This is a genomic window from Brevundimonas sp. UBA6550, assembly GCF_002434505.1.
GTDB lineage: Bacteria > Pseudomonadota > Alphaproteobacteria > Caulobacterales > Caulobacteraceae > Brevundimonas.
In genome coordinates this window covers 119933-138221 of the sequence record NZ_DJKE01000004.1, presented here as the reverse complement: position 1 = coordinate 138221, position 18289 = coordinate 119933, and the positions used below count along the sequence as shown (strand labels likewise).

Annotated in this window: 19 protein-coding genes and 1 tRNA gene; 14 read left to right on the top strand and 6 right to left on the bottom strand. The window is 69.4% G+C overall.

Going from position 1 to position 18289, the window contains the following annotated elements; genetic code table 11:
- Positions 1-382: 382 nt before the first annotated feature.
- Both B3Z70_RS03705 and ahcY read right to left on the bottom strand, forming a co-directional pair.
- Positions 383-1600, bottom strand: a complete 1218-nt coding sequence (locus B3Z70_RS03705) for an NAD(P)/FAD-dependent oxidoreductase (protein ID WP_292020240.1) — start codon at positions 1598-1600, stop codon at positions 383-385.
- A gap of 24 nt (positions 1601-1624) precedes the next feature.
- Positions 1625-3016, bottom strand: a complete 1392-nt coding sequence (gene ahcY / locus B3Z70_RS03700; RefSeq protein WP_292020242.1) for an adenosylhomocysteinase — start codon at positions 3014-3016, stop codon at positions 1625-1627.
- A 208-nt stretch (positions 3017-3224) separates the two neighbouring features.
- Here ahcY and B3Z70_RS03695 point away from each other — a divergent pair, with 208 nt between their 5' ends.
- From B3Z70_RS03695 to B3Z70_RS03685, 3 genes are read left to right on the top strand one after another with little or no spacing between them, the layout of a single operon-like run.
- On the top strand, positions 3225-4709 hold the full coding sequence (locus B3Z70_RS03695; RefSeq protein WP_292044705.1) for a methyl-accepting chemotaxis protein: 1485 nt from the start codon (positions 3225-3227) through the stop codon (positions 4707-4709).
- A 44-nt stretch (positions 4710-4753) separates the two neighbouring features.
- On the top strand, positions 4754-5773 hold the full coding sequence (bioB, locus tag B3Z70_RS03690) for a biotin synthase BioB (RefSeq protein ID WP_292044703.1): 1020 nt from the start codon (positions 4754-4756) through the stop codon (positions 5771-5773).
- 24 nt (positions 5774-5797) lie between these two features.
- Complete coding sequence (locus B3Z70_RS03685; RefSeq protein WP_292044701.1) at positions 5798-6202, top strand: Tat pathway signal protein; 405 nt, start codon at positions 5798-5800, stop codon at positions 6200-6202.
- A gap of 206 nt (positions 6203-6408) precedes the next feature.
- Here B3Z70_RS03685 and B3Z70_RS03680 read toward each other — a convergent pair whose 3' ends face one another.
- Positions 6409-8571: a primosomal protein N' gene (locus B3Z70_RS03680; RefSeq protein WP_292044699.1), complete on the bottom strand. Its 2163-nt coding sequence runs from the start codon at positions 8569-8571 to the stop codon at positions 6409-6411.
- A 207-nt stretch (positions 8572-8778) separates the two neighbouring features.
- Between B3Z70_RS03680 and fsa the strand changes: the two genes are divergently transcribed.
- From fsa to B3Z70_RS03660, 4 genes are read left to right on the top strand one after another with little or no spacing between them, the layout of a single operon-like run.
- Entirely contained in the window at positions 8779-9432 is a 654-nt protein-coding gene (gene fsa, locus B3Z70_RS03675; RefSeq protein WP_292019533.1) for a fructose-6-phosphate aldolase, read from the top strand.
- A 37-nt stretch (positions 9433-9469) separates the two neighbouring features.
- Entirely contained in the window at positions 9470-10183 is a 714-nt protein-coding gene (locus tag B3Z70_RS03670) for a DUF484 family protein (protein WP_292019535.1), read from the top strand.
- Complete coding sequence (locus B3Z70_RS03665; protein ID WP_292019537.1) at positions 10165-11094, top strand: tyrosine recombinase XerC; 930 nt, start codon at positions 10165-10167, stop codon at positions 11092-11094. The genes B3Z70_RS03670 and B3Z70_RS03665 overlap by 19 nt, the downstream gene beginning before the upstream one ends.
- Positions 11095-11103: 9 nt before the next feature.
- Complete coding sequence (locus B3Z70_RS03660; protein WP_292019540.1) at positions 11104-12051, top strand: NAD(P)-dependent oxidoreductase; 948 nt, start codon at positions 11104-11106, stop codon at positions 12049-12051.
- On the opposite strand, the gene B3Z70_RS03655 is transcribed toward B3Z70_RS03660, so the two are convergent.
- Positions 12052-12417, bottom strand: a complete 366-nt coding sequence (locus B3Z70_RS03655; RefSeq protein ID WP_292019542.1) for a hypothetical protein — start codon at positions 12415-12417, stop codon at positions 12052-12054. It lies immediately after the preceding gene.
- Between the two features lie 50 nt (positions 12418-12467).
- Complete coding sequence (locus B3Z70_RS03650; RefSeq protein ID WP_292019544.1) at positions 12468-13259, bottom strand: SDR family oxidoreductase; 792 nt, start codon at positions 13257-13259, stop codon at positions 12468-12470.
- A gap of 143 nt (positions 13260-13402) precedes the next feature.
- Between B3Z70_RS03650 and B3Z70_RS03645 the strand changes: the two genes are divergently transcribed.
- The 3 genes from B3Z70_RS03645 to uraH are packed head-to-tail and all read left to right on the top strand — an operon-like array spanning position 13403 to position 14842.
- Positions 13403-13780 (top strand): hypothetical protein, encoded by a 378-nt coding sequence (locus tag B3Z70_RS03645; protein WP_292019547.1) that lies wholly within the window; start codon positions 13403-13405, stop codon positions 13778-13780.
- Between the two features lie 44 nt (positions 13781-13824).
- Positions 13825-14379, top strand: a complete 555-nt coding sequence (locus B3Z70_RS03640) for a lipocalin family protein (protein ID WP_292019587.1) — start codon at positions 13825-13827, stop codon at positions 14377-14379.
- 55 nt (positions 14380-14434) lie between these two features.
- A complete protein-coding gene (gene uraH, locus B3Z70_RS03635) occupies positions 14435-14842 on the top strand; it encodes a hydroxyisourate hydrolase (RefSeq protein WP_292019548.1) in 408 nt (135 codons plus the stop codon).
- Between the two features lie 39 nt (positions 14843-14881).
- On the opposite strand, the gene B3Z70_RS03630 is transcribed toward uraH, so the two are convergent.
- Positions 14882-14957: transfer RNA gene (locus B3Z70_RS03630), tRNA-Ala, on the bottom strand.
- 161 nt (positions 14958-15118) lie between these two features.
- Between B3Z70_RS03630 and B3Z70_RS03625 the strand changes: the two genes are divergently transcribed.
- The 4 genes from B3Z70_RS03625 to B3Z70_RS03610 all read left to right on the top strand — a co-directional run bounded on the left by B3Z70_RS03625 (position 15119) and on the right by B3Z70_RS03610 (position 18255).
- Positions 15119-15424 (top strand): YggT family protein, encoded by a 306-nt coding sequence (locus tag B3Z70_RS03625; RefSeq protein ID WP_292044697.1) that lies wholly within the window; start codon positions 15119-15121, stop codon positions 15422-15424.
- Positions 15425-15527: 103 nt separating this feature from the next.
- Entirely contained in the window at positions 15528-16409 is an 882-nt protein-coding gene (locus B3Z70_RS03620; RefSeq protein WP_292019552.1) for a 3-hydroxybutyryl-CoA dehydrogenase, read from the top strand.
- Positions 16406-16963, top strand: a complete 558-nt coding sequence (locus B3Z70_RS03615; RefSeq protein ID WP_292019554.1) for a phthalate transporter — start codon at positions 16406-16408, stop codon at positions 16961-16963. Before B3Z70_RS03620 ends, B3Z70_RS03615 begins: the two co-directional genes overlap by 4 nt.
- Before the next feature lie 74 nt (positions 16964-17037).
- A complete protein-coding gene (locus B3Z70_RS03610; protein ID WP_292019555.1) occupies positions 17038-18255 on the top strand; it encodes a DUF418 domain-containing protein in 1218 nt (405 codons plus the stop codon).
- The last annotated feature ends 34 nt before the right edge of the window (positions 18256-18289 follow it).

Here is an 18289-nt window from a genome sequence, read left to right as displayed (position 1 = left end):
GCGCCCGGCGGCCCGGCGAAAGGAAGGGGGAAAACGCCAGGTCGCGGTGACGCCAGAGGGGCCCGTTCCGCCTCCTGAAGCTAGGCGCCGCCCGTCCGCACCGCCATGCGTCGCGCGGCCGCAGGACGTTTCGTCGCCGCCCCATCCTATCGACCGAGACGATGACCCGTCTTTTCCAGGGGTTGCGGCGGACCAGCGACAATCCGCCTGTCACGGCGCCCGGTCCGGTTAGACTGCCGCCCCGGTCTTTGACATCGTCGCGCGCCAAGACAGCGCCGGCTCGATCCGCACATTTCAGACTATTCAGACTATTCAGACGGTGTTTTCGGCGCCCGTCCCGGCCCCGTCGCCGGAAAAGTGCACCGATTGCACCCTGAAAAAATCAGCAGACCTGCCCGGCCGCCCAGCCCGAGGACCAGGCCCACTGGAAATTATAGCCGCCCAGCCAGCCGGTCACATCGACCGCCTCGCCGATGAAATAGAGGCCCGGAACCGTCCGGGCCTGCATGGTCTGCTGGTCCAGGGCCGCCGTATCGACGCCGCCAAGCGTCACCTCTGCGGTGCGGTAACCCTCTGAGCCCACGGGTTTGACGCTCCAGCCGTTCACGGCCTGATCCAGCCGACGCAGCACCTTGTCCGACAGGTCGGCCAGATTGCCCGCCGCCCCTTCTCGTACGCACAGGGTCTCGGCCAGACGGCGGGGGATGATGTGGCTGAGCGCCGTGTGAATGGCCTGGCGGCCGTTCGCGGCCTTGGCCGCCTTCAGCTCGTCGAAGATGTTCCGCCCCGGCGCCATGGAGGCGACGATGGCCTCGCCCTCGCGCCAGTAGGAACTGATCTGAAGAATGGCCGGACCGCTGAGACCCCGATGGGTGAACAGCATGGCCTCGGTGAAGCTGGTCTTGCGCGCCTTTGCCTCGGCCTTGGTTTCCGGGGATGAGGCGACCACTGTGTCCACCGCCACGCCCGCCAGCGGGGTTAGCGTCTCCAGCAGACCCGCCTCGAAGGTCAGGGGGACAAGCGCGGGGCGGGTGTCGGTGACGCGGATGTCGAACTGGCGCGCCACCTCATAGGCCCAGCCGGTCGCGCCCATCTTGGGGATGGACTTGCCGCCCGTCGCCACGACCAGCGAAGCCGCCGTGGCCTGCGACCCATCCGACAGGCTGACGGTGAAGCCGGCGCCGCTGCGGGCCAGACGATCCACGCCGGTCTTCATTTTCAGGGTGACGCCCGCCGCCGCCATGTCATCGGTCAGCATACGGACGATCTGCCTGGCGCTGTCGTCGCAGAACAACTGGCCCAGCGTTTTCTCGTGCCAGGCGATCCCGGCCTTGTCGATGCGTTTGACGAAGTCGTGCTGGGTGTAGCGGCGCAGGGCCGAGGTGGCGAACCGGGGGTTCTCGCCCAGGAAATTCGCCGGTCCGCAGCCCAGATTGGTGAAGTTGCAGCGTCCGCCGCCCGAGATGCGGATCTTCTCGCCCGGCCGATCGGCATGATCGACGACCAGCACGCGGCGTCCGCGCCGCCCGGCCTCGATGGCGCACATCATGCCGGCCGCGCCCGCCCCCACGACGAGGACGTCGTAAGACGCCCTCGTCATTGGACGACCCCTGCGAACAGGGGCTTAGTAACGGTAGTGATCCGCCTTGAAGGGGCCTTCGACCGGCACATTGATATAGTCCGCCTGGTCCTTGGTCAGGGTCGTCAGCTTGGCGCCCAGCTTGGCCAGATGCAGGAAGGCGACCTTTTCGTCCAGATGCTTGGGCAGGGTGTAGACCTTGTTCTCGTACTTGTCGGCGTTGGTCCACAGTTCGATCTGGGCCAGGGTCTGGTTGGTGAAGGACGCCGACATCACGAAGCTGGGGTGGCCCGTGGCGTTGCCCAGGTTCACCAGACGGCCTTCCGACAGCAGGATGATCTTCTTGCCGTCCGGGAACTCGACGTGGTGGACCTGCGGCTTGATCTCGTCCCACTTGAAGTTCTTCAGGCCCGCGACCTGAATTTCCGAGTCGAAGTGGCCGATGTTGCAGACGATGGCGTTGTTCTTCATCCGGCGCATGTGCTCGACCGTGATGACGTCCTTGTTGCCGGTGGTCGTCACATAGATGTCGGCGCGGTCGGCGGCGTCGTCCAGGGTCTGGACCTCATAGCCTTCCATCGCGGCCTGAAGGGCGCAGATCGGGTCGATCTCGGTCACGATCACGCGGGCGCCGCCCTGGCGCAGCGAAGCGGCCGAGCCCTTGCCCACGTCGCCATAGCCGCAGACCACGGCGACCTTGCCCGACAGCATGACGTCGGTGCCGCGACGGATGGCGTCGACCAGCGATTCACGGCAGCCGTACAGGTTGTCGAACTTGGACTTGGTGACGCTGTCGTTGACGTTGATGGCGGGGAAGGGCAGCTCGCCCTTTTCAGCCATCTGGTACAGGCGGTGGACGCCGGTGGTCGTCTCTTCCGACACGCCGCCGATGGCGTCGCGGATGGCCGAATAGAAGCCGGGCTTCTCGGCGATGTAGCGCTTCATGACCGAGAAGAGGGCTTCTTCCTCTTCGTTCTGCGGATTGGCCAGGACCGAGATGTCCTTCTCGGCCTTGGGGCCCAGCACCGTCAGCAGGGTGGCGTCGCCGCCGTCGTCCAGGATCAGGTTCGGATAGCCGCCGTCAGCCCATTCGAAGATCTTGTGCGCATAGTCCCAGTATTCCTCCAGCGTCTCGCCCTTGGTGGCGAAGACAGGGGTGCCGTTGGCGGCGATGGCGGCGGCGGCGTGGTCCTGGGTCGAGAAGATGTTGCACGAGGCCCAGCGCACTTCGGCGCCCAGGGCTTCCAGCGTCTGGATCAGGACCGCCGTCTGGATGGTCATGTGCAGCGACCCGGCGATGCGGGCGCCCTTCAGCGGCTTGGCGGCGCCGAACTCGTCGCGCAGCGCCATCAGGCCCGGCATTTCGGTTTCGGCGATGGCGATTTCCTTATTGCCCCAGTCGGCCAGGGAAATGTCGCGGACGATGTAGTCGGTCATGGCTCGGGCTCCTGGCCTGTCGTGGGCCGAAAGAGGGATTTGGCGCCTCTTAGCCCGAGACCGGCGTCGGGGCAATGATCGTATAAAGATATCCTTATGCGATCCGCCGTACGACCGACGCCGCGTTAACGTCAGCCAAACCCACATTCGTTAAGGGGACATCGCCGCGACGGGGGCGTCCGGCCAGTATGAGTGGAGTTCCAACGCCATGTCCGACGTCGAGATTCAGCAGCGCACGACCTTCGCCGGTCTGACCCAGCCGTCCGCCGCCTATCGGGCCATGCAGAACATCCTGCGCGCCGCCGCGCCGGGCGCCTTGGACGCCTTCTACGACCGCATCCGCGCCACACCCGAGACGCGGCGCTTCTTCCACGACGACGCCCATATGGGCCGGGCCAAGTCCGCCCAGGTCGGACACTGGGACGCCATCATCGCAGGCCGCATCGACGACGACTACGCCCGGGCCGTCGCGATCATCGGCCGCACCCACGCCCGCATCGGACTGGAGCCGCGCTGGTACATCGGCGGCTACGGCGTGCTGCTGGGCGAACTGATCAAAGCGGTGGCGATGCGGCCGCGCAAACCCTTCGCCGGCGCAGCCCACGACCGTCAGACGGGCGAGGCCCTGGCCGAACTGAACCAGCGCGCCCTGCTGGACATGGACCTTGCCATCTCCACCTATCTGGACGCGCTGGAGGCCGAGCGCGACCAGGTCGCCGCCGCAAAGGCCGAGGCCGAGGCGCGCCAGAGCCAGGTGGTCGCCGCCCTGGGTCAGGCCCTGAAGACGCTGGCCCAGGGCGATCTCGGCGTGTCGATCCGGGCAGAATTCCCACGCGAATACGAGACCTTGAAAGACGACTTCAACGCCGCCGCCGCCGGCCTGCGCCTCGCCTTCGGCGCCGTCGCCGACAGCGCGGAGGCGGTCCGCACCGGTTCGGGCGAACTGGCCATCGCGTCGGACGACCTGGCCGTGCGCACCGAACGCCAGGCCGCCGGACTGGAGCGCACCGCCGCCACCACCGAGGAGATCGCCGCCGGGGTCGAACAGGCCGCCGCGGCCGCTCAGAACACCGCCCAGGCCGTCGTCGCCGTCCGCCGGGACGTCGAACACGGCGGGTCGGTGGTAGACGAGACCACCCAGGCCATGACGGCCATCCGCGACTCCTCGCACGAGATCGCCCGCTTCACCTCCCTGATCGACGAGATCGCCTTCCAGACCAACCTGCTGGCCCTGAACGCCGGGGTCGAGGCGGCCCGGGCGGGCGACGCCGGTCGCGGCTTCGCGGTCGTCGCCGCCGAGGTCCGCGCCCTGGCCCAGCGTTCGGCCGAGGCGTCGGGCGAGATCCGCACCCTGATCGCCACCTCCGCCGCCCAGGTGGCGCGCGGGGTCGAACTGGTCGAACGGGCCGGCGAGGCGCTGCACAGCATCGGTCAGCGGGTCGCGGCGGTCGACGACCTGGCCGGCGGCATGGCTTCAGCTTCACGCCATCAGGCGGATCGTCTGGCCGAGGTGCGCCAGGCCCTGGGACAGTTGGACGAGATCACCCAGCAGAACGCGGCCATGACCGAACAGGCCACCGCCGCCAGCCGCCAGCTGGCCAACGAGGCCGAGACCCTGGCCCGCCAGATCGCCGGCTTCCGCTTCGACGAGACCGCCGCGCCCGAAGGCCCCCAGGCGCGTCGCGCGGCCTAGCGACAGCTTTCCTGGAACGGTCGGCGAATGCTAGGCGTTGGGGCATGGCCGATGATCTGTCCCGCCCGCTTCCCGCCCGCCTCGACGCGGCGCAACCCCGCCACGACTGGACGCTGGAGGAGGTCGAGGCGCTGTTCGCCCGTCCGTTCATGGAGCTGGTGTTCGACGCCGCCACGGTTCACCGCCGCTGGTTCGACCCCAGCCAGGTCCAGAAGTCGCAACTGCTGTCCATCAAGACCGGCGGCTGCGCGGAGAACTGCGGCTACTGCTCGCAATCGGCCAGCTTCAAGACCGGGCTGAAGGCCGAAAAGCTGATGGAGCCGAGCGCCGTCATCGCCGAGGCCCTGGCCGCCAAGGCCGGGGGCGCCAGCGGCTTCTGCATGGGCGCGGCCTGGCGCGAGCTGAAGGATCGCGACACGCCCAAACTGGCGGCGATGATCGGGGGCGTGAAGGCCCTGGGGCTGGAAACCTGCGCCACACTGGGGATGCTGACCGCCGACCAGGCGCGCCAGCTCAAGGACGCCGGCCTCGACTACTATAACCACAACCTCGACACCGGCCCCGACTACTATGCCGAGGTCGTCACCACCCGCAGCTATCGGGACCGGCTGGACACGCTGGAGCACGTTCGCGACGCGGGGATGAGCACCTGCTGCGGCGGCATCGTCGGCATGGGCGAGGTGCGGCGGGATCGCGCCGGCCTGCTGCACGCCCTGGCGACCCTGCCGGTCCATCCCGACAGCCTGCCGGTCAACGCCCTGGTCCCCGTCACGGGAACACCGCTGGGCGAACGCATCCTGAAGACCGGCGAGATCGACCCCATCGAGTTCGTCCGCACCGTCGCCGTCGCCCGCCTGGTCTGCCCCAAGGCGATGGTGCGCCTGTCGGCCGGGCGCGAGACCATGAGCCCGGAGATGCAGGCCCTGTGCTTCCTGGCGGGCGCCAACTCCATCTTCGTCGGCGGCAAGCTGCTGACCACCCCCAATCCCGAACAGGACGAGGACGCCCGCCTGTTCGCCCTTCTGGACCTGTCGCCCATGCCGGTCGGCGCAACGGCGGGTTAAAGGATTCCGGCTACGACTTGCGGCATGGAACGCCGCGCCCTTCTCGGACTGGCCGTCGCCGCGACGGCGGCCGCCACCACCGCCCCCGCCGCCCGCGCCTCTTCGAGCGGGGGCGCGGCCTCGCCCGACACCTATTTCCGCCTGCCGATCATCACCGCCTCGATCATTCACGGCGACGGGCGACGCGGGGTCCTGACCATCGAGACCGGGGTGGACGTGCCCGACGCCGCGCTGCGCACCCGCGCCCAGCAGTCGGCCCCGCGCCTGCGCGCCGCCTACAACACTGTGGCCCAGCGGTTCGGCGCGGGCCTTCGCCCCGGCGCCGTGCCCGACATCGACCGTCTGGCCGCCGATCTCCAGACCGCCACCAACGCCACCCTGGGCCGCCCCGGCGCCCGCGTGCTGCTGGGCACGGTGATGGCCGTCTGAGACCGGGCCGGCCCTAAGACCAATCGACGTTCAACTCTAAATCGTCATTCCGGGGCGTCCGAAGGACGAACCCGGAACCCAGGGGGCGCGCATCCGGCGTCGGATGCGTTCAGCAGCGCGACAGCAGCCCTGGGTTCCGGGTTCTTCGCTTCGCTCAGCCCCGGAATGACGATCTGATAATTCGACCGACTGAATGTCGATTGAACCTAGAGGAACGAATAGGGATCCACGTCTACGGTCAGCCGCACCGAGCCCGGAATCTTCACCCGCTGCAGCCAGGCCCGCAGGAAGGCCTGGATGTTCACGTCGCGGTCGGCCCGCACCAGCAACCGCTTGCGCCGACGCCCCCGCACCAGGGCCAGCGGTGCATCGGCGGGACCATAGACCTCCAGCCGTTCGGCGTTGGGAATGGCCTGGGCCAGGTCGTTCGCCGTCTTCTCCACGGCGGCCGCATTCTCGCTGGACAGGATGATCGCCGCCAGCCGGCCGTAGGGCGGCAGGGACGCCGCCTCGCGCTCGGCCATCTCCGCCTCCACGAAGGCGTCGCGGTCGCCGGCCGCCAGGGCCATCAGCACCGGATGCTCGGGGGTCCAGGTCTGCAAGACGGCGCGCCCCGGCCGATCCGCCCGCCCCGCCCGACCCGTCGCCTGAGCCAGCAGTTGATAGGTCCGTTCGGCCGCGCGCAGGTCGCCGCCGCGTAGCCCCAGGTCCGCGTCCACCACCCCGACCAGCGTCAGGCGCGGGAAGTTGTGACCCTTGGCCGCGGCCTGCGTCGCCACCAGAATGTCGATCTCCCCGTCCGTCATGCGCTGGATCAGGGCGCGGGCCGACCGGGCGTCGGGCGCGGTGTCGGAGCTGAACACCGCCGTTCGCGCCTCGGGGAACAGTTGGCGCACCTCTTCCTCGACCCGTTCGACGCCGGGGCCGACCGAGACCAGCGAATCCTCGGCTCCGCACGACGGGCACAGCTTGGGCCGCGCCATGGAGAAGCCGGTCAGGTGACAGACCAGCCGCCCGGTATAGCGATGCTCGACCAGCCAGCTGTCGGTGTCCGGCGCCGTCAGCCGATGTCCGCAGGCGCGGCACAGGACGACGGGCGCATAGCCGCGCCGGTTCAGGAACAGCAGGGTCTGCTCGCCCCGCAGCAGGGTCTCGCCGATGGCCAGCCTCAGCGGCTGCGACAGCCAGGTCTGCAGGTCGGGTGTGTTCTGTCTCAGGTCCAGCAGGGCGATGTCGGGCAGGACCGCCGTCCCGTGCCGCGCGCCCAGCTTCAGCCAGTTGTAACGCCCGCTCTGCGCATTCCACAGCGTCTCCAGCGACGGCGTCGCCGAGGCCAGGACCACCGCCGCCCCCTCGATCCGCGCCCGCGCCACCGCAAGGTCGCGGCCGTGATAGACCAGGCCTTCCTCCTGTTTGAACGAGCCGTCGTGCTCCTCGTCCACCACGATCAGGCGCAGATTAACGAAGGGCAGAAAGAGGGCCGACCGCGCCCCGACCACGATGTTGCAGCGCCCGGCGACCACCGCCTCCCACACCTGACGACGGCGCGGCGGGGCGACGCCGGAATGCCATTCGGCTGGACCTGCGCCGAACCGGGCCGTGATCCGCTCGATCAGGGCCTGGGTCAGGGCGATCTCGGGCAGCAGGATCAGGATCTGCGCCGCCGGATCGGCGCGCAGCACCCGCGCGATGGCCTCCAGATAGGCCTCGGTCTTGCCCGACCCCGTCACCCCGTCCAGCAGGAAGGGCCGAAAGCCGCCGCCCGTCACGCCGTCGGCCAGGGCCGCCGCCGCCGCCGCCTGGTCGCCGTTCAGCGAGGCGGGCGCATGGTCGGGGTCGGGCCGGTCGAACGCCGCCTCGGCCGCGATCTCGATGATCTCCAGCACGCCTTCGTCGATCAGGCCCTTGACCACGCCGGACGAGACCCCCGCCGCCCGGGCCAAGTCGGCCGCCGTCATCGCTCGATCGCCCAGCGCCTCCAGCACGCCCGTCCGCGCCGGCGTCGCCCGCGCCGGGGTTCGGTCCCCCACCCGCCGCACCCGGCGTTCCGGCCGGGGACGCGGCGCGCGCAGCCCCTTCAGCGCCGTCGCCGCCATCTCGCCCGGCGGCGACAGGGTCCAGCGCCCGGCCCATTCGACGAAATCCATCACGCCCGCCGGCAGGGCCGGGTCGTCCAGCCGACTGTCCACCGCCTTCAGCCGCCGGTTCGAGCCCGTGGTCTCGAACACGTCGGACACCACGCCCCGCATCAGGCGTGGCCCCAGCGGCACGGCGACCTGATCGCCGCGCGCCAGCGTCAGCGCCTCAGGCACCTCGTAGTCGAAGGCTTCCGGCACCGGCAGGGGAATGAGGACCGAGGCGACTTTCATAAATCCTCCCCCGCAACGCGGGGGAGGGGGACTGCGCGCAGCGTGGTGGAGGGGGCTGACGCCGCATTGACGGCGGCCAGCATGAACCGAGCCGAAGCGGCGAAGAGCCGAACTCGGTTCCGCCCCCTCCACCGCTTCGCGGTCCCCCTCCCCCGCGTTGCGGGGGAGGATCGACGCGGCGCTTTTGCAACGCTAAAAGCCCTGCCCATGAAACTCTTTCTCGATACCGCCGACGTCGCCGTCATCAAGGACATGGTCCCCACCGGAATGGTGGACGGCGTCACCACCAATCCGTCGCTGATCGCCAAGTCGGGTCGGAACATCGCCGAGGTCATCGCCGAAATCTGCGCCCTGGTCGAGGGGCCGATTTCCGCCGAGGCCGTCTCGCTGGATTTCGAGACCATGGTCAAGGAGGGCGACAAGCTGGCCGCCATCGCCCCGAACGTGGTGGTTAAACTGCCCCTGACCTGGGATGGTCTGCGCGCCTGCCGCGTCTTCTCCGACAAGGGGATCAAGACCAACGTCACCCTGTGCTTCTCGGCCGCCCAGGCCCTGCTGGCCGCCAAGGCCGGCGCGACCTTCGTCTCGCCCTTCGTCGGCCGGCTGGAAGACAACGGCGCCGACGGCATCGGCCTGCTGGAGGAAATCCGCGTCCTGTACGACGTCCATGGTTTCGAGACCCAGATCCTGGCTGCCAGCCTGCGGAATGTCGGCCATGTGGCCGCCGCCGCCGTCGCCGGATCGGACGCCGCCACCTTCGGCGCCGACACCTTCAAGGCGCTGGTGAACCACCCGTTAACCGACAAGGGTCTTGATGCCTTCGTGGCGGACTGGGCCAAGACGGGTCAGTCGATTCTGTAGCATTTCACGTCCCGGAGAGGTCTGTTTGAGCGGCTCATTGGACCTTTTCGAAACGTCTGAAACGGACGCAACGCCCCACATCGGCGACGGTCTGCATTGGCCCGAGGTGCGCGGCTGGCTGCAGACCCATGCCCAGACCCTTCTGGACGACCGCTCCCTGCTGGAAGAGATCGGCCTGCGTCCGCACGGGCGCAATGTTGTGGACTTCGGCGCCGCCGCCCTGACCCGTCTGGAGGCCGTCGCCGAGCGCGAGGCCGGCGCCCGGCGCGAGGTCGAGATGGTCGCCCGCGCCAACTTCGCCGCCCAGACACAGACCCACGTCGCCACCCTGGACCTGATGGAGGCGCGCAATCACTCCGACCTGGCGCGGCGTCTGGACGGGGCGGCGCAAGGGAGGTTCGGCCTGGCGGGCGCCGCCATCGCCCTGGAAAAGCCCGGCGGCGTGCCCTTCGGCTGGCGCGCGCTGGAAGAAGGCGACGTCGACAATCTGCTGGGCGAGCACGGTCTGACCTGGCTGGGGCCGATGATCACCGGGCTGAACTTTTTCGGCGCGGCCGAGGACGAGGTGAAGTCCATCGCCCTGGTCCGCATGGCTCCGCACCTGACGCCCGGCGGCCCGCCGCGTCCCTGCCTGTGCGCCTTCGGCTCGCCCGAGCCCGAAGGCTTCACCCCCAATATGGGCTGCGAACTGGCCGCCTTCCTGGCGCGAGTCGTGGAGCGGATGGCCGAGCGATGGCCCATCCTGAACTGACCGCTCCCGACGCCCTGCGCGCCTGGCTGGATCATCTGGCGCATGAGCGGCGGCTGTCGCCCCGCACCCTGGAAGCCTATGGCCACATCGGCCGGCTGTATGTCGCCTTTCTGGAGCGCCATCGCGGCGAGGCGTTGTCTCTGGCCGACCTGGGAACCATCACCGCCGCCGAGGTCCGCGCCCATATGGCCGAGCGGCGCAGCGGCGATCACCCGCTGGCCGCCCGTTCGCTGAGCCAGACCCTGTCGGCCGTTCGCGGCTTCCACGCCTTCCTCGACCGGCGACTGGACACGCCGGCGCCGCAGCTGGCCCTGGTGCGTGGACCCAAGGCCAAGCCCAGCCTGCCCCGCCCGGTCACGGAAGATCAGGCGCGCGGTCTGCTGGCCGAACCCGACGCCGATCCCGACGCCGAACCGTGGGAGGCGGCCCGCGACCGCGCCGTGCTGACCCTGCTCTACGGCTGCGGCCTGCGGATATCGGAGGGGCTGTCGCTGACACGCGCCGATGCGCCGCTGGGCGAGACGCTGCGGATCGTCGGCAAGGGGTCCAAGACGCGGATCGTTCCAGTCCTGCCCGCCGTGCGTCAGGCGGTGGACGCCTATCTGGCGCTCCAGCCCTTCCCGCTCCAGCCCGCCGACGCCCTGTTTCGCGCCCGGCGCGGCGGGCCCTTGAGCCCCCGCCACGTCCAGGCCTCGGTCCAGCGATTGCGCGGTCGGCTGGGCCTGCCCGAGCGCACCACGCCCCATGCCCTGCGCCACAGTTTCGCGACCCATCTGCTGGGCGCCGGCGCCGACCTGCGCTCGATTCAGGAACTGCTGGGCCACGCCAGCCTGTCCACGACCCAGAAATACACCGGCGTCGACGCGGATAGACTTTTGAACGCCTATGCGGCCGCCCACCCCCGCGCCTAGAAGGGTCGGATGAGCATCGACATCCTGGTGATCGGCCTGCCCGCCCTGGCCGACGACATGCTGAACCGACAGGCGCCCGAGCGGGGCTGGACCCTGCATCGTCCGGGCCCGGACGGTCTGCCTGCGCCCGAGGTCGCGGGCCGGATCGTCGGCGTCGCCGCCTCAGGCGCCGCGACCGTGGACGCCCGACTGATCGACGCCCTGCCGGCGCTGAAGATCATCGCCGTCCACGCCGTCGGCTATGATCTGACCGACGTCGCCCACGCCCGGTCGCGCGGCGTGGTCGTCACCCATACGCCCGACGTGCTGAACGACGATGTGGCGGACCTGGCCCTGCTGCTGACGCTGGCGACGCTGCGCCGACTGCCCGTCATGGACGCCTATGTCCGCACCGGGCGCTGGGCGTCCGAGGGGCCGCCGCCCTTGTCGCGCCGCGCATCCGGCCTGAAATACGGGCTGCTGGGCCTGGGCCGCATCGGCCGGGCCATCGCCGAACGACTGGCGCCGCTGGCCGGAGAGATCGCCTATCACACCCGCCGCCCCGTCGCCGACGCGCCCTGGCGACACGTGCCGAATCTGGTCGACCTGGCTGCCCAGGTCGATGTGCTGATCGTCATCGTACCCGGCGGCGCATCGACGCGCGGCCTGGTCTCCGCCGAAGTGCTTACGGCGCTTGGCCCAAACGGGGTGCTGATCAATGTGGCGCGCGGCGAGGTGGTGGATCAGGACGCCCTGGTCGCCGCCCTGACGTCGGGCCGGCTGGGCGGCGCGGGCCTGGACGTCTTCGCCGACGAGCCGAACGCGCCCCAGGCCCTGATCGACAGCGACCGCTGCGTCCTGACGCCCCACGTCGCCTCGGCCACCGTTGAGACGCGCCAGGCCATGGCCGCGCTGATGATCGCCAATCTGGAAGCCGTCCTGTCGGGCCGCCCGCCGGTCAGTGCGGTTCCCGATTGATCAGCGCGGGCGCGGCGCGAAGGGTCGGGGCGCAGCAGGCGCTGCGTCCGGCCGAAGCAGATTGCGCCCCAGCGCCAGGCCCTGGCCCGGCACGTCGTAGCTGATCGGCTTGGGGCAGTTGTTCCAGTCGCGCAGATCGAACAGCAGATACCGCCGCGCCTGCCCCGCGTCGCGCGAGCGGTCCAGAAGCGCGCCGGGCCGATCCGTCGTCCCGGCGCCTGACCCCGCCTCCAGCAGCAGGGGGTCGCAGCCGACGGCCGTCCGGTTCACGACCGGCGCCGGCCGAACCATCGCCGGATCGACCACCGGCACGGAATGGGCGATGGCCGCGCCATCGACGATGATCCGCATCAACAAGGGCAGCATCGCAAACCTCCAGCCTGAGCCGAAAGGCTACACCCGCAACCGCCGATTGCCTAGATCGCCCTGATCGCCCCGCCGTCCAGCCGGATCAGCGAGCCGGTGATATAGGCCGCCAATGGGCTGGCCAGGAAGGCGGCGGTCGCGCCGAACTCCTCGGGCGCGCCGATGCGGCCGACGGGGATGGATTTGACGGACTCCGCACGCGCCTGCTGGGGCGTCACGCCCGTCCGTTCGGCCGTCGCCTGGTCCAGCCGGGCGATACGCGGCGTGTCGATCCGGCCCGGCAACAGGGTGTTGACGGTCACGCCGTCCGGCCCGACCTCGCCCGCCAGGGTCTTGGCCCAGGCGGCGACCGAGGCTCTCAATGTATTGGACACCCCCAGCGCGGCCGATGGTTCGACCACGGTGATGGAGGCGACGTTCAGGATGCGCCCCCAACTCGCCGCCCGCATGGCCGGCAGCACCCGATCCGTCAGACGAAAGATCGACAGCACCATGGATTCGAAATGGTCGCGCCAGAGGGCCGGCTCCAGCCCCGCGACGCCGGACGGCGGCGGCCCGCCGGTGTTGTTCAGCAGGATCTCGACCGAGCCGCCCAGCAGCATCTCGGCCTGGTCGACGGCCTTCAGCAGGCCCGCATGATCGCCCAGGTCCGCCGTGACGAAGCCCGCCCGCCCCGGCCCCATGGCGTTCAACGCCTCCGCCGCCTCGGCCAAGGCGGCGCCGTCGCGCGACAGCAGGACGACATGGACGCCCTCGGCCGCCAGGGCCGTCGCCACCGCCCGCCCCAGACCCGACGAGCCGCCGCAGATCAGGGCGCGCTTTCCTTGAAGTTTCAGGTCCATGGTCGTCTCCCACGCCGCAGTCGGCGCACGCGATATCGGACGCGCGGCCCGGCGATGCAAACGCGGCGTTAACCGATGCGGCGCAACCCTTCCCTCTCGCGGCCCCGAAGGCCGCCGGGACAGGCCGGGGAGGGCTCAAGCCCATGTCGACCAAGATGACGTCCAGCACCCGCCGCCACAGCGACCATTTCGAGCCGCAGGACACGGACCCGCAGGAACAGCGGCGCCTGCGCGGCCAGCTGGAGCAGATCGACTACGCCGCCTACATCGCCAACAGGGAGGTGATCGGTCAGGCCCTGACCGGCGTCGACGCCGCGTCCCTGCAGAAGCTGGCGGTCATGACCGCCACGGCCCGCGCCAAATGGGTGGCGGAATCGCTGCGCCTGGCCCACTCCGGCTCGGCCGTCACCCCCGACCAGATCGCCCGCCTGACCTCGGCCCGCACCGCCTACGACGAACTCGCCGAAGCCTACGAAGCGCTGCGCCGCATCATCGAACGGGGCTATATCGCGTTGAGGTGAAGCGCCGTCAGGAACTCGCAGCCGTGATCGCCGTTTGCGGCGTCATGACGTTTCGCCGAACCCTTCTTCCTCTCCTGCTCGTCGGCGCCGCCCTGGCCCTGGGGGCCTGCGCCACCCTGCAACGCGGGCCGGTCGGCAACACGGCGGTTCCGCAACCGGCCAAACCCGTCGATCTCCAGCGCTACGCCGGGCTCTGGTATGAGGTTGGACGTTACGAAAACGGCTTCGAACGCGGCTGTGAAGGCGTCACCGCCCAGTATGCCGTGCGTGAAGACGGACGGGTCGGCGTGCTGAACACCTGTCGACAAGGGGGTGTTTCCGGTCCGCAGAAGACTTCCGAAGGCAAGGCCAAGATCGTTCCGGGCAGCCAGAACGCCAAGCTGAAGGTCTCCTTCTTCGGCCCCTTCTACGTCGGGGATTACTGGGTTCTGGATCACGCGGACGACTATTCCTGGTCCATCGTGGGCGAACCGTCCGGTCGTTATCTGTGGCTGCTCAGCCGCTCGGCCCGTCCCTCGGACGCGACGCGCGACGTCATCATGAACCGCACACGGGCGTTGGGATACGATCTGAATCTGGTCAGACCGACCCAGCATTGATGCGGCGCGGACGCCTGAACCCTCCTCTATATTCCTCTGACCTCAAGGATTTCCCATGCGCAATTCCGCCATCGCAGCTCTGGCTGCCGCACCCGCCATGTTCCTGTCCGCCGGCGCTGCATCGGCCGAAACCATCTCGACCCATATTCTGGACCTGGCGCGCGGCGTCGGCGGACGCGATGTGCCGGTCACTCTGGCGATCAAGGATGAGAACGGCGGCTGGCGACAACTGGCCGCCGCGCGCACGGACGAAAACGGCCGCGTGCGCTCGTTCGGCGATCAGATCACCACCCGCGCCGCCACCTACAAGCTGACGTTCGACATGTCCCAGTACGGCGAGGCCGGCGCCCAGCCCTTCTTCCCCGAAATCGACGTCGTGTTCCAGGTCCGCGACCCCAGCGTCCACTACCACGTGCCGGTCGTCGTCAGCCCCTACGGCTACAGCACCTATCGCGGCAACTGAGCCGCCCGCGCCGCCATCACACGATTAGAACAGAAAGCCTGGTGGAGCCGAGGGGAGTCGAACCCCTGACCTCGTCATTGCGAACGACGCGCTCTACCAACTGAGCTACGGCCCCGTTCCGGCGCTGGATCGGGTTTCACAGGCGAGGCGGACATAGAAGGCGCGCGGGCGTGGTGTCAACGGGGTTGTGCGCGCAATCGGCGCAGGCGCGACACGGCCGTTGTCGGGCGGGGGGCGAACCGCTAGAAGCGCCGTTCGGCTATAGAGGCAGGGTTCATGGGCTACGCGATCGTCTGGTTGATCAACACCATCATCAGTCTGATGATCTGGTTCATCATCGCCCAGGCCATACTGAGCTGGCTGGTGGCGTTCGACGTCGTCAACTATCGCAACCGCTTCGTCTATTCGGTGGGGACCTTTCTGGATCGGGTCACCGCGCCGCTGCTGGAGCCGTTTCACCGCATCATTCCGAACCTGGGCGGCATCGACATCTCGCCCATCGTGGTGATCCTGCTGCTGCAGTTCATGGGCGTGCTGTTCAACCGCACGGCGGCGCCGGCCCTGATCCAGCTGTTGGGCTGAGGCGACACGGCCGGCGGGAATCTGGCTCGCAGGCGCCGATCCTCTCTTGCGCCGCGCGCCGTCCTTCCTAAGGTGCCCGCCCGACCACTTTCGACCACGGTTCATGAGCACGATTTCCACAGTCGCCATTCTGGGCGCCGGACAGATGGGCGCAGGCATCGCCCAGGCCGTCGCGCTGGGAGGCTATTCGGTGCGGCTGTACGACGTCGTCGCCGACCGCCTGCCGATGGCTCAGGGCGAGATCGCCGCCAGCCTGGCGCGACAGGCCGGGCGCGGCCTGATGGACCAGGCGGCCGCCGACGCCGCCCTGGCCCGCATCACGCCGGCGGCCGGGATCGCCGAGGCGGTGGCGGACGCCGATCTGGTGATCGAGGCCACGCTTGAAGACGAGGCGGTCAAGAAGGCCGTCTACGCCGCGGTCGTGCCGCACCTGGGGCCGCAGACGCTGATCGCGTCCAACACCTCGTCCATTTCCATCACCCGGCTGGCGTCGGCCACGGACCGGCCGGACCGGTTCGTGGGCCTGCACTTCATGAAGCCGGCGCCGATCATGAAACTGGTCGAGATCGTGCGCGGCATCGCCACATCGGCCGAGACCCATTCCGCCGCCGTCGCCTTCGCCGAGAGCCTGGGCAAGACCACCACGGACGCCGAGGATTTCCCGGCCTTCATCGTCAACCGCATCCTGGTGCCGATGATGAACGAGGCGATCTTCGCCCTGTACGAAGGGGTCGGCAACGTCGCCTCCATCGACAAGGCGCTGCGCCTTGGGGCCAACCATCCGATGGGGCCGCTGGAGCTGGCGGACTTCATGGGGCTGGACGTCGTGCTGGCCATCATGAACGTGCTGTACGACGGCCTGGCCGACAGCAAATACCGCCCATGCCCGCTGCTGGTGAAATATGTCGAGGCGGGCTGGCTGGGCAGGAAGAGCGGGCGCGGCTTCTACGACTATTCCGGCCCCACGCCGGCGCCGACGCGATGAGCCGGTTCGAGACCTATTCCGACCTGCCCGGTCAGGCGACCATCGCGGCGCGCCCGGCGCCGCTGTACCCCGTTCTGGCCTGTCTGGCGGGCGCGGCCTGGCCGCCGCTGTGGCTGACGCTGCTGGTCTGGCGGCCGCATGCGGTCATGCCGGGGCGCGACATGGACTGGCGGCTGGTGGTGCTGCTGATCGGGCTGATCGCGGTTCCGCTGGCGCTTTATCGCATCCTGAACGAGCGGCGACGGGACGAGCGCCCGGGCACGCGGCTGGGGGTGGTCTGGCGCTTCATGCTGTACGGCGGCATGGCGGCGGCCCTGGTGCAGATCGTCGTCGCCCTGGGCATGAGCGTGATGGGCTGGTTCGAAGCCGCCGACGTCATGCAGGCGCTGGGGGCCACGGAGACGACGCTGCTGATCTTCGGCGTCGGCGGCCTGCCCATCGCCATGGTGGTGGGCGTCAGCTACGCCCTGTGGGCCGGCCTGTGCGCCGCCTTCATCGCCTTCGAAGCCAAGCCGGCCGTCAAGGATCGCCTGGGGCTGATGCCCAGGGGTTAGACCGCGCGTCGGGGATTGACGCCGACGCCCCGGATGCGGAACTCTGGCCCCATCGAGGATCCGGGGCCTTCAGGATGCCGCAGTCAGACACGCCCCCGGCGCCCGCCGTCGAGCGCATCGCCACCCTGGATCTGGTGCGCGGCCTGGCGGTGCTGGGCATATTGGCCGTCAATGCGGGCGGGTTCGCCGCGACCCTGTCGGCCTATGGCAGTCCGGGGCTGTGGCCCTTTCCCGATACGGGGGCGTCGGCGGCGGCCCAGTGGGTCGTGGACGCCCTGTTCCACCAGAAATTCATCTCCCTGTTCTCGATGCTGTTCGGGGCCTCGCTGTTTCTGGTCGGGGGCGAGCGGGCGGATGTTCAGCGCGGGCGGCGCGTTCGGCGTCGGCTGGCCTGGCTGACGGTCATCGCCCTGATCCATGGACTGGCGATCTGGTGGGGCGACGTGCTGCTGCTCTACGCCTGGTCGGGTCTGTTCGTGATGCTGGCGCGGTCGTGGCGGCCGGTCGTGCTGTTCCGGGTCGGGCTGGTGCTGTTCGGGCTGTTCTCGCTGGTTCAGATCGTGGGGCCGCTGAGCCTGTATTTCGCGCCGGCCGACGTGCAGGCCCGCGTCGCCGCCGAACTGACCCCCACCGCCGCCCAGATCGCCCAGGTTAAGACCGACATCGCCGAGGCGGCCGGGTCGCTGGCCGGCGCCTATCGCCAGAACTTCAGCGCCTGGGTGGAGCTGCAGCTGTCCAGCCTGATGGTCTTCGTCTTCCCGACCGTCGGGCTGATGATGATCGGCCTGGGCCTGTTCAAGACCGGGTTTCTGAGCGGAGCGTTGTCCGTCCGCCTGTATCGCGGCGTTGTGGCGGCGGGTGCCGTGGCCCTGGCGTTCGTCGGCGGCCTGACCTGGCTCGACGACATGGCCCATGCCCGGATGATGTGGACCGCCGGGGTCGAGGGGCTGCTCAATCCGCTGATCGGCCTGGGCTACGCCTCCGTCCTGATCCTGATGTGGAAGGCGGGCCGCGCCGGCGCGCTGAGGCCGCTGGCGGCGGCGGGGCGGATGGCGCTGAGCAACTATCTAGCCCAGTCGATCCTGATGACCAGCCTGTTCTGGGGCGGGCGGGGGCTGGGGCTGATGGGCCAGGTGGATCGGCCGATGCTGTGGGTCGTCGTGATCGGGGTGTGGACGCTGCAGCTGATCTGGTCGCCGCTGTGGCTGTCGCGCTTCGCCATGGGGCCGGCCGAATGGGTGTGGCGCTGTCTGACCTATGGTCGGCGGCTGCCGATGCGAAAACCGGCCTGACGATGCTTTTATCGCAGGCGCGAACCGACTAACT